We start from the raw sequence: 8,676 nt of genomic DNA on the forward strand, positions 1-8,676 counted from the left end.
TACCTACTTCTTCTTGGCTTCTTTGCGCTGGATACGCTCGTCCTTGTACTTCACGCCCTTGCCCTTGTAGGGCTCCGGGGGACGCAGCGCGCGGATATCGGCGGCCACCTGGCCGACGCTCTGACGATCATGCCCCTGCACCGCGATTTCGGTGGGCGAACGCGCCTCGACGGTCACGCCTTCCGGAATCGAGAAGTCGATCGGATGTGAAAATCCGAGGGTCAGATTCAGGTTCTTGCCCTGAACCTGTGCCCGGTATCCAACCCCGACCAGCTCCAGCACGATTTCGAAGCCCTGGCTGACGCCATGGACATGATTGCCGAGCAGCGACCGAATGGTTCCGGCCATCGCGTAGGTCTTCGCCTTCTCGCTGGGCTGAACGGTCACGGTATTGTCCTCGACGGAGACCAGCACGGTCTCGGGGACGGAGAGGGAAATCTCCCCCTTGGGCCCCTTGACCGTGATGCGGTCGCCCTGCTGATCGAGGGACACCCCGTTGGGCAGCTCCAGCGGCAGATTTGCAATGCGAGACATCGAATCGTCCTCAGTAGATCTTGCAGAGCACTTCGCCGCCCTGACCGATCTCGCGTGCGGCGCGATCGCTCATCACGCCGCGCGGCGTGGAGATCACGGCCACACCCAGACCGGCATTGATGCGGGGCAGCTCGTTTTTGCCGCGGTAAATCCGCAGCCCCGGCCGCGAGATGCGCTGTACGGTTTCGATCACCGGCTGGCCCTGGAAATATTTCAGGGTGGCGATCAACACCTTGCGAGCACCTTCGCCTTCCGAGCGGTAATCGGCGATGAAGCCCTCGTCCGCGAACACACGCAGAATCGCTTCCTTGTTCTTGCTATACGGGATCGACACCTGCTCCTTGTCGGCGCGCTGTGCATTGCGCAGCCGGGTGAGCATGTCGGCGATCGGATCGGTCATCATGGCGGTTTCTCCTTACCAGCTCGCCTTGCGCAGCCCCGGAATCTCGCCCTTCATGGCGTACTCGCGAAGCTTGTTTCGGCCCAGGCCAAACCGGCGATAGTAACCCTTCGGCCGACCGGTCACGGCACAGCGATTCTTCTGCCGCACGGGACTGGAGTCACGCGGCAGCTTCTGCAGCTTGTTCATCGCCTCCAGACGTTCCTCGCCAGACCGGTTCTCGTCGACGAGAATCGCCTTGAGTTCCTGCCGTTTCTCGGCGTGCTTCTTCGCCAGGCGTTCACGCTTACGCTCACGCTGGACCATCGATACCTTGGCCATTCCTCTTACCTCTTTACTGCCGGAAGGGGAAGTTGAAGGCCTCCAGGAGAGCCCGGGCTTCCGCGTCCGTCTTGGCGCTGGTCGTAATCGTAATGTCCATCCCCCGGAGGCGATCGACGCGGTCGTAATCGATCTCCGGAAAGATGATCTGTTCCTTCACCCCGAGGGTGTAATTACCGCGGCCGTCAAACGCCTTCGGGCTGAAGCCGCGGAAATCGCGCACACGAGGCAGCGCGATGTTGATCAGACGATCCAGAAACTCGTACATCTGGCGGCGCCGCAACGTCACCTTGCAGCCGATCGGATACCCGTCGCGGATCTTGAATCCGGCAATGGATTTGCGCGCCCGGGTCACGACCGGCTTCTGCCCCGCGATGGCGGTCATGTCACCCATCGCGTGCTCGATGATCTTCTTGTCAGCAACCGCGTCTCCAAGACCCATGTTCAGGGTGACCTTGGTGACCTGCGGGATCTCCATGACGTTGCCGTAACCGAACTGCTCCTGCAGGGCCGGCTTGATCCTGGACTCGTAATCTTCTTTCAAGCGTTCCATAAACCGATATTCCTGCAGTTAAGCGTCCACGACCTCGTCGTTCGAGCGATAAACCCGAACCTTTCGGCCATCTTCCAGCGTGCGAATCCCGACCCGGTCACCCTTGGCGGTCGCCGGGTTGTACAGCATGACGTTCGAAATATGCATGGGCATCTCCTTCTCAATGATGCCGCCGCTGACGCCCTGCTGGGGATTCGGTTTCTGATGTTTCTTCGCCATGTTGATGTTCTGCACCAGGACCTTGTCGTCCTGCACCTTGATCACCGTGCCGCGCCGGCCCTTGTCCTTACCGGCGATCACGACGACATCGTCACCCTTGCGAATCTTTTTCATGACGTCCTCAAAGCACTTCCGGCGCGAGAGAAATGATCTTCATGTAATTCTCTCCACGCAGTTCACGGGTCACCGGGCCAAAGATACGGGTCCCGACCGGCTGGTACTGGCTGTTCAGCAGCACCGCCGCATTACGGTCGAACCGGATCACCGAACCATCGGAACGACGAACACCGGATGCGGTACGCACGACCACGGCATTGTACACGTCGCCCTTCTTGACCTTGCCCCGGGGAATGGCGTCCTTGACGGACACCTTGATGACGTCCCCGATCCGCGCATAACGCCGATGGGATCCGCCCAGGACCTTGATGCACTGCATGCGGCGCGCGCCGGAATTGTCGGCGGCTTCAAGGACGGTCTGCATCTGAATCATGGATGTTCTCCCGGGATCCGGTTCACAGCGCGTCGCGCCCGACCACTTCGATCAGGGCAAAGCGCTTCTGTTTCGACATGGGCCGGCACTCCCGAACCCGTACGCGATCGCCTTCCTTCGACACGTTCTCTTCGTCATGGACGCGGAGCTTCGTCGACCGGCGAATGAACTTGCCATACAGCGGGTGCCGAACGCGCCGTTCAACCACGACCGTGCGGGTCTTGTCCATCTTGTCGCTGACCACGCGACCCACAACGGAGCGCTGGGTTTTCGTCGTTTCCTGGTTCATCTTCGTTAACCCGCCGTTCTGCGTTCGTTCATCAGCGTCTTGATCCGGGCGATATCGCGCCGCACGGTTTTCATGCGGTCGGGACGCGAAAGCTGCCCGACGGCCTGCTGCATGCGCAGACCGAACTGTTCCTTGTACAGGGCCTCGAGCTCGCTGCCGAGTTCCTGATCGGACTTGTTCCTGAGTTCGGACGTTTTCATCACATCACCTGCCGACGCGTAAACACGGTCTTGACGGGGAGCTTCGCAGCGGCGAGTCGAAACGCCTCGCGCGCGACATCCTCGTTGACCCCTTCCATCTCGTAAAGCATGCGGCCCGGCTGGACCTTGCATACCCAGTACTCGACGCCGCCCTTGCCTTTGCCCATGCGGACTTCCAGGGGCTTGCTGGTTACCGGAACGTCGGGGAACACCCGAATCCAGATCTTGCCGCCGCGCTTGATGTGACGGACCATCGCCCGCCGCGCGGCTTCGATCTGCCGGGCGTTCACCCGACCGCGCTCGACCGCCTGGAGCCCGTACTCGCCGAAGCTCACCTTGGCGCCCACGGACGCCATACCGCGGTTGCGCCCCTTGAACTGCTTCCTGAACTTGGTTCTTTTTGGCTGCAACATGGCTTATGTCCTAGCTCGCGTTGGCCGCGGCGCGGCGGCCTTCGGTGGGCTCCAGGCTGAAGACCTCACCCTTGAAGATCCAGACCTTCACGCCGATGATTCCGTAAGTCGTTCGCGCCTCGGCGAATCCGTAGTCGATATCCGCCCGGAGCGTATGCAGCGGAACACGACCCTCCCGATACCACTCGGACCGGGCGATTTCGGCGCCATTCAGGCGACCGGAAACATGCACCTTGATGCCTTCCGCCCCCAGGCGCACCGCGTTACCCACCGCCCGCTTCATCGCCCGACGGAACATGATGCGGCGCTCCAGCTGCTGGGCGATACCTTCGGCCACCAGCTGGGCCTCGATTTCGGGCTTGCGGACCTCCTCGATGTTGATCTTGACCGAACCCTGGTCCAGACCCGTCTCGCGCGCCACTTCGCGGCGCAGCTTCTCGATGTCCTCGCCCTTCTTGCCAATCACGATACCCGGACGTGCCGTCTGAATCGTGATGTGCGCCGCTTTCGCGGGGCGCTCGATGATGACACGGCTCACGGACGCATGGCTCAGCCGCTTCAGGAGGAACTCCCGCAGCTGGATGTCGTTGTTCAGCGTATCACCGAAATCCTCGCCGTCCGCATACCAGGTGGCGGACCACGGGCGCGAGATGCCGAGGCGAATGCCGGTCGGATGTACCTTGTTACCCATGCTTACTTCGCCCCCTTCTCGCTGACACCCACGATCACGTGGCTCGTGCGCTTAAGAATACGGTTGCCGCGGCCCTTCGCGCGGGCCTGCATGCGCTTCAGCACCGGCCCTTCGTCGACCTGGATCCGCGACACGCGCAGTTCGTCAATGTCGGCGCCGTCGTTGTTTTCGGCGTTCGCGATGGCCGATTCCAGAACCTTCTTGACGATGGCCGCCGGTTTCTTGCGGCTGAACGTGAGTTCGTTCAGCGCCTTTTCCACCGGCATGCCGCGAACCTGGTCAGCAATCAGCCGCGCCTTTTGCGGCGACATCCGCGCGAACCGGAGTTTTGCGATCGTTTCCATCAAACCGTCCTCAGCGCGATTTCTTGTTGGCGATGTGACCCTTGAAGGTCCGGGTCGCGGCGAATTCGCCCAACTTGTGGCCAACCATGTTCTCGTTGATGAGCACCGGGACATGCTGCCGCCCGTTATGCACCGCGATGGTGAGACCCACCATCTGCGGAATGATCATCGAACGCCGGGACCAGGTCTTGATCGGACGACGGTCGTTCTTTTCCGCCGCCACTTCCACCTTCTGGCGCAGGTGATGGTCAACGAACGGGCCTTTCTTCAGTGAACGCGGCATGCTCGTGCTCCGTTACTTCTTGCGCCGACGCACAATCATGCGGTCGGTACGTTTGTTGTTACGGGTCTTGAAGCCCTTGGTCGGGCGCCCCCACGGGGTTACCGGATGGCGACCGAAGTTGCGGCCTTCACCGCCCCCATGCGGATGGTCGACCGGGTTCATCGCCGTACCGCGGACCGTCGGGCGCTTGCCCTGCCAGCGACGTGCGCCGGCCTTGCCGAATTTGCGCAGGGAATGCTCGGAGTGTCCGACTTCGCCGACCACGGCCCGGCACTCGGACTGAATGCGGCGCATCTCTCCGGACGCGAGCCGGACCGTTGCCAGCTGCCCTTCTCGGGCCACCACCTGCGCGCTGCCACCGGCCGAGCGCACCAGCTGCGCGCCCTTGCCAGGCTTCAGCTCAATGCCGTGCACTGTGGTGCCCACCGGAATGGACCGCAGCGCCATGGCGTTGCCGGGCCGGATCGGTGCCTGCGAGCCGCTCGAAACGGTATCCCCGACCTTCAGCCCGCGCGGCGCAATGATATACCGACGTTCGCCATCGCGATACAGCAGAAGCGCCAGGTGAGCACTGCGGTTCGGATCGTATTCCAGCCGCTCAACGCGAGCCGGGATATTGTCCTTCGTCCGCTTGAAGTCGACCGTACGGTAGCGCTGCTTGTGCCCGCCGCCGATATGCCGCGAGGTGATGCGGCCGGTGTTGTTGCGCCCGCCGGTCCGCTGCTTCTTTTCGACCAGGCCCGGATATGGTTCGCCTCGATGCAGACCGTCTCCGCGAATCTGCACCGTGTGCCGCCGACCGGCCGACGTGGGGTTGGTCTTGATAATAGCCATGATCAGAGCTGCTCCCCTTCACCCATGTCAATGCTTTCGCCCGGGGCCAGCGACACATAGGCCTTTTTCCAGTGATTCCGCCGTCCGAACTGACGACCGAACCGCTTGGTCTTGCCCTGCTGCCGCAGCGTGCGCACGCCTTCCACGCGCACCTCGAAGAGCTGCTCGACGGCAGCCTTCACCTCGGCCTTGCTTGCATCGGGCAACACCTTGAACACGTATTGCCCGACCTCCCCGGCCATCGTCGCTTTTTCCGACACCACCGGGCCCTGGATTACCTGCATCAGACGGCCATTCATGCCAACCACTCCTCGATCCGACGCACGGTCGCTTCGGTCATCACCACGGTTTCGGCTCCGACGAGATTGGCCGGACCGATCTCGCCCAGGGTCGCCACATCCACGCGCGGCACGTTCCTCAATGCCCGGTCGGTCCGCTCATCCTCGGCATCGAGCACGACCAGACCGGACTCCATCCCGAGCTTACGCAGCGCGGCGACGCCATCACGCGTCTTGCCGCTATCCACGCTAAAGCTGGAAACGACCTTCAGCCGCTCCTGCCGCACCAGCTCGGAAAGGATCGACGCCAGCGCAGCGCGATACATCTTGCGATTCAGCTTCTGCGAGAAATCCCGCGTGCGGGCCGCAAACACCTTGCCGCCACCAATCCACAGCGGACTGCGGATCGTACCGGCACGGGCACGGCCGGTCCCCTTCTGGCGGAACGGCTTGATGCCACCGCCGGAAACCTGCGAACGAGTCTTCTGTGCGCGGGTACCGCGGCGGGCGGCCGCCAATTGCGCCACCACGGCCTGGTGAACCAGCGAGTCATTGAACTCGCGTTCGAAGCAGGCGGACGAAAGCTCCACACTGGCCCCGGTATCGGCTGTTGTCATCTGCATCGTTATCAACCCTTCGCCTTGACTGCCGGCCGGATCATCACGTCCGCGCTGGACGGACCGGGAACGGCACCCTTGACCAGCAGCAGTCCGCGATCCGCATCGACCCGGACCACACTGAGATTCTGAATGGTCTTTCGCTCGGCGCCCATCTGGCCCGCCATCTTCTTGCCCTTGAACACCCGACCCGGGCTCTGGTTCTGCCCGATCGATCCCGGCGCCCGATGGGCCAGCGAGTTACCATGGGTAGCGTCCTGGGTGCGGAAGTTGTGCCGCTTCACCGTCCCCTGGAAACCCTTGCCCTTGCTCTGCGCGGTCACGTCGACCATCTGGCCCTCTTCGAACCGATCGACGGTCATCGCGTCGCCCGGGCTCAGGCCCTCGGCGTCTTCACCATCGAGGTGGAACTCCCAGAGCCCCCGCCCGGGTTCGACTTCGGCCCTGGCGAAGTGCCCGCTCGCCGCGCGGTTCACCCGCTGCGGCTTGCGCGAGCCGGCCGTGACCTGCACCGCGTCGTAGCCATCGCTGTCGGCACGCTTCACCTGGACCACGCGATTATTGTCCACCTCGAGCACCGTGACCGGCACCGACGCGCCCTCTTCGGTGAACACGCGCGTCATTCCAAGCTTGCGACCAATGAGTCCAAGAGCCATTTTCCAACCCCTTCGTAATCGCTGGCGCGGCCCTGCGCCCCAAAGTCGTGGCCCGGCGCCGAACGCCGGGCCACGGAAAGCCCAATATTATGACAGAAAGTTTCCGCTTAGTTAAGTCGAATCTGAACATTGACCCCAGCGGCCAGGTCCAGCTTCATCAACGCGTCCACCGTCTTGTCCGTGGGATCCATAATGTCCATCAGGCGCTTGTGGGTACGCAGCTCGTACTGATCCCGCGCGTCCTTGTTGACATGCGGGGAGGTCAGCACCGTGTACGACTCCCGCTTGGTCGGCAGCGGAATGGGGCCCTTGACCCGCGCCCCGGTCCGCTTCGCTGTTTCCACGATTTCGGCCGCTGACCGGTCAATGAGACGGTGGTCAAAGGCCTTGAGCCGAATTCGAATACGCTGATTAGCCATGGATCTTTACTCGATAATCTTGGAGACGACGCCCGCGCCCACGGTGCGGCCGCCTTCGCGAATCGCGAAACGCAGACCGTCTTCCATGGCGATCGGGCTGATCAGCGACACCGTCATCTTCACGTTGTCGCCCGGCATCACCATCTCGGTGCCCTCCGGCAGCTCGACCGAACCCGTCACGTCCGTCGTGCGGAAATAGAACTGCGGCCGATACCCGTTGAAGAACGGCGTGTGACGACCACCCTCTTCCTTGTTCAGGATGTAGACTTCCGCCTCGAACTGGGTGTGCGGCGTGATCGAACCCGGCTTGCACAGCACCTGACCGCGCTGCACGTCGTCGCGCTTGGTGCCGCGCAGCAGCACGCCCACGTTGTCGCCGGCCTCGCCCTGGTCCAGCAGCTTGCGGAACATCTCCACGCCGGTCACCGTGGTCTTCTGCGTGTCGTGCAGACCCACGATCTCCACTTCCTCGCCAACCTTCACCACGCCGCGCTCGACGCGACCGGTGACCACGGTACCGCGACCGGAAATCGAGAACACGTCTTCCACCGGCATCAGGAACGCACCGTCCACCGCGCGCTCCGGCTCGGGGATGAAGCGGTCCATCTCGTCCACCAGCTTGTGGATCGCCTGGGCGCCCATCTCGCTTTCGTCACCTTCCAGCGCCTTCAGCGCCGAACCGGTGACCACCGGGGTGTCGTCACCCGGGAAATCATAGCTCGACAGCAGATCGCGGACTTCCATCTCCACCAGCTCCAGGAGCTCCGGATCGTCCACCATGTCCGCCTTGTTCAGGAACACCACGATGTGCGGCACGCCCACCTGGCGCGACAGCAGGATGTGTTCCCGCGTCTGCGGCATCGGACCGTCCGCCGCCGAAACCACCAGAATGGCGCCGTCCATCTGCGCCGCACCGGTGATCATGTTCTTCACATAGTCCGCGTGACCCGGGCAGTCCACGTGCGCATAGTGGCGCGTGTCCGACTCGTACTCCACGTGCGCCGTCGCAATCGTGATACCGCGCTGCTTCTCTTCCGGCGCGTTGTCAATCTGGTCAAAGGCACGCGCATCGCTGCCGTACTTCTTCGCCTGAACCACCGTCAACGCCGCCGTCAGCGTCGTCTTCCCGTGGTCC

Annotated in this window: 18 protein-coding genes; all 18 read right to left on the minus strand. The window is 62.7% G+C overall.

Annotated elements, in window-relative coordinates; all coding sequences use genetic code 11:
- Positions 1-3 precede the first annotated feature (3 nt).
- A complete protein-coding gene (rplF, locus tag F790_RS0103250) occupies positions 4-534 on the minus strand; it encodes a 50S ribosomal protein L6 (protein WP_018870668.1) in 531 nt (176 codons plus the stop codon).
- A 10-nt stretch (positions 535-544) separates the two neighbouring features.
- Entirely contained in the window at positions 545-937 is a 393-nt protein-coding gene (rpsH, locus tag F790_RS0103255; RefSeq protein ID WP_018870669.1) for a 30S ribosomal protein S8, read from the minus strand.
- Positions 938-949: 12 nt separating this feature from the next.
- Positions 950-1,255 (minus strand): 30S ribosomal protein S14, encoded by a 306-nt coding sequence (gene rpsN, locus F790_RS0103260; protein WP_018870670.1) that lies wholly within the window; start codon positions 1,253-1,255, stop codon positions 950-952.
- Positions 1,256-1,268: 13 nt separating this feature from the next.
- Positions 1,269-1,808 carry a 50S ribosomal protein L5 gene (gene rplE, locus F790_RS0103265; RefSeq protein ID WP_018946630.1) on the minus strand — a complete coding sequence of 180 codons (540 nt, stop codon included), beginning with the start codon at positions 1,806-1,808 and terminating at the stop codon, positions 1,269-1,271.
- Between the two features lie 18 nt (positions 1,809-1,826).
- Positions 1,827-2,141, minus strand: a complete 315-nt coding sequence (gene rplX, locus F790_RS0103270; RefSeq protein WP_018870672.1) for a 50S ribosomal protein L24 — start codon at positions 2,139-2,141, stop codon at positions 1,827-1,829.
- Between the two features lie 7 nt (positions 2,142-2,148).
- Positions 2,149-2,517: a 50S ribosomal protein L14 gene (gene rplN / locus F790_RS0103275; protein ID WP_018870673.1), complete on the minus strand. Its 369-nt coding sequence runs from the start codon at positions 2,515-2,517 to the stop codon at positions 2,149-2,151.
- Positions 2,518-2,539: 22 nt separating this feature from the next.
- Positions 2,540-2,806 (minus strand): 30S ribosomal protein S17, encoded by a 267-nt coding sequence (gene rpsQ / locus F790_RS0103280; protein ID WP_018870674.1) that lies wholly within the window; start codon positions 2,804-2,806, stop codon positions 2,540-2,542.
- 5 nt (positions 2,807-2,811) lie between these two features.
- Positions 2,812-3,006, minus strand: coding sequence for a 50S ribosomal protein L29 (gene rpmC / locus F790_RS0103285; protein WP_018870675.1), 195 nt, complete (start codon positions 3,004-3,006; stop codon positions 2,812-2,814).
- The gene (gene rplP / locus F790_RS0103290; protein ID WP_018870676.1) at positions 3,006-3,419 is read right to left on the minus strand and encodes a 50S ribosomal protein L16; all 414 of its coding nucleotides are present in this window, start codon (positions 3,417-3,419) and stop codon (positions 3,006-3,008) included. The genes rpmC and rplP overlap by 1 nt, the downstream gene beginning before the upstream one ends.
- Positions 3,420-3,429: 10 nt before the next feature.
- The gene (gene rpsC, locus F790_RS0103295) at positions 3,430-4,110 is read right to left on the minus strand and encodes a 30S ribosomal protein S3 (RefSeq protein WP_018870677.1); all 681 of its coding nucleotides are present in this window, start codon (positions 4,108-4,110) and stop codon (positions 3,430-3,432) included.
- A gap of 2 nt (positions 4,111-4,112) precedes the next feature.
- Positions 4,113-4,454, minus strand: a complete 342-nt coding sequence (gene rplV, locus F790_RS0103300; protein WP_018870678.1) for a 50S ribosomal protein L22 — start codon at positions 4,452-4,454, stop codon at positions 4,113-4,115.
- Positions 4,455-4,464: 10 nt separating this feature from the next.
- A complete protein-coding gene (rpsS, locus tag F790_RS0103305; RefSeq protein WP_018870679.1) occupies positions 4,465-4,737 on the minus strand; it encodes a 30S ribosomal protein S19 in 273 nt (90 codons plus the stop codon).
- 12 nt (positions 4,738-4,749) lie between these two features.
- Positions 4,750-5,571, minus strand: coding sequence for a 50S ribosomal protein L2 (gene rplB / locus F790_RS0103310; protein ID WP_018946635.1), 822 nt, complete (start codon positions 5,569-5,571; stop codon positions 4,750-4,752).
- 2 nt (positions 5,572-5,573) lie between these two features.
- The gene (gene rplW, locus F790_RS0103315; protein ID WP_018870681.1) at positions 5,574-5,870 is read right to left on the minus strand and encodes a 50S ribosomal protein L23; all 297 of its coding nucleotides are present in this window, start codon (positions 5,868-5,870) and stop codon (positions 5,574-5,576) included.
- Positions 5,867-6,472: a 50S ribosomal protein L4 gene (gene rplD / locus F790_RS0103320; RefSeq protein ID WP_019590829.1), complete on the minus strand. Its 606-nt coding sequence runs from the start codon at positions 6,470-6,472 to the stop codon at positions 5,867-5,869. Before rplD ends, rplW begins: the two co-directional genes overlap by 4 nt.
- Before the next feature lie 5 nt (positions 6,473-6,477).
- Positions 6,478-7,122, minus strand: a complete 645-nt coding sequence (gene rplC, locus F790_RS0103325) for a 50S ribosomal protein L3 (protein WP_026332840.1) — start codon at positions 7,120-7,122, stop codon at positions 6,478-6,480.
- Between the two features lie 107 nt (positions 7,123-7,229).
- Entirely contained in the window at positions 7,230-7,541 is a 312-nt protein-coding gene (rpsJ, locus tag F790_RS0103330) for a 30S ribosomal protein S10 (RefSeq protein ID WP_018870684.1), read from the minus strand.
- 6 nt (positions 7,542-7,547) lie between these two features.
- Positions 7,548-8,676: elongation factor Tu (gene tuf, locus F790_RS0103335; RefSeq protein WP_019590831.1), on the minus strand; the 1,129-nt coding region annotated here is incomplete at its 5' end.

The sequence above is a fragment of the Thioalkalivibrio sp. ALE20 genome (genome assembly GCF_000381405.1).
Lineage (GTDB): Bacteria > Pseudomonadota > Gammaproteobacteria > Ectothiorhodospirales > Ectothiorhodospiraceae > Thioalkalivibrio.

What these genes read in the sequence shown, in the direction of transcription:
- rplF (WP_018870668.1), bottom strand. Translation starts at nt 534, where the DNA reads ATGTCTCGCATTGCAAATCTGCCGCTGGAGCTGCCCAACGGGGTGTCC.
- rpsH (WP_018870669.1), bottom strand. Translation starts at nt 937, where the DNA reads ATGATGACCGATCCGATCGCCGACATGCTCACCCGGCTGCGCAATGCA.
- rpsN (WP_018870670.1), bottom strand. Translation starts at nt 1,255, where the DNA reads ATGGCCAAGGTATCGATGGTCCAGCGTGAGCGTAAGCGTGAACGCCTG.
- rplE (WP_018946630.1), bottom strand. Translation starts at nt 1,808, where the DNA reads ATGGAACGCTTGAAAGAAGATTACGAGTCCAGGATCAAGCCGGCCCTG.
- rplX (WP_018870672.1), bottom strand. Translation starts at nt 2,141, where the DNA reads ATGAAAAAGATTCGCAAGGGTGACGATGTCGTCGTGATCGCCGGTAAG.
- rplN (WP_018870673.1), bottom strand. Translation starts at nt 2,517, where the DNA reads ATGATTCAGATGCAGACCGTCCTTGAAGCCGCCGACAATTCCGGCGCG.
- rpsQ (WP_018870674.1), bottom strand. Translation starts at nt 2,806, where the DNA reads ATGAACCAGGAAACGACGAAAACCCAGCGCTCCGTTGTGGGTCGCGTG.
- rpmC (WP_018870675.1), bottom strand. Translation starts at nt 3,006, where the DNA reads ATGAAAACGTCCGAACTCAGGAACAAGTCCGATCAGGAACTCGGCAGC.
- rplP (WP_018870676.1), bottom strand. Translation starts at nt 3,419, where the DNA reads ATGTTGCAGCCAAAAAGAACCAAGTTCAGGAAGCAGTTCAAGGGGCGC.
- rpsC (WP_018870677.1), bottom strand. Translation starts at nt 4,110, where the DNA reads ATGGGTAACAAGGTACATCCGACCGGCATTCGCCTCGGCATCTCGCGC.
- rplV (WP_018870678.1), bottom strand. Translation starts at nt 4,454, where the DNA reads ATGGAAACGATCGCAAAACTCCGGTTCGCGCGGATGTCGCCGCAAAAG.
- rpsS (WP_018870679.1), bottom strand. Translation starts at nt 4,737, where the DNA reads ATGCCGCGTTCACTGAAGAAAGGCCCGTTCGTTGACCATCACCTGCGC.
- rplB (WP_018946635.1), bottom strand. Translation starts at nt 5,571, where the DNA reads ATGGCTATTATCAAGACCAACCCCACGTCGGCCGGTCGGCGGCACACG.
- rplW (WP_018870681.1), bottom strand. Translation starts at nt 5,870, where the DNA reads ATGAATGGCCGTCTGATGCAGGTAATCCAGGGCCCGGTGGTGTCGGAA.
- rplD (WP_019590829.1), bottom strand. Translation starts at nt 6,472, where the DNA reads ATGCAGATGACAACAGCCGATACCGGGGCCAGTGTGGAGCTTTCGTCC.
- rplC (WP_026332840.1), bottom strand. Translation starts at nt 7,122, where the DNA reads ATGGCTCTTGGACTCATTGGTCGCAAGCTTGGAATGACGCGCGTGTTC.
- rpsJ (WP_018870684.1), bottom strand. Translation starts at nt 7,541, where the DNA reads ATGGCTAATCAGCGTATTCGAATTCGGCTCAAGGCCTTTGACCACCGT.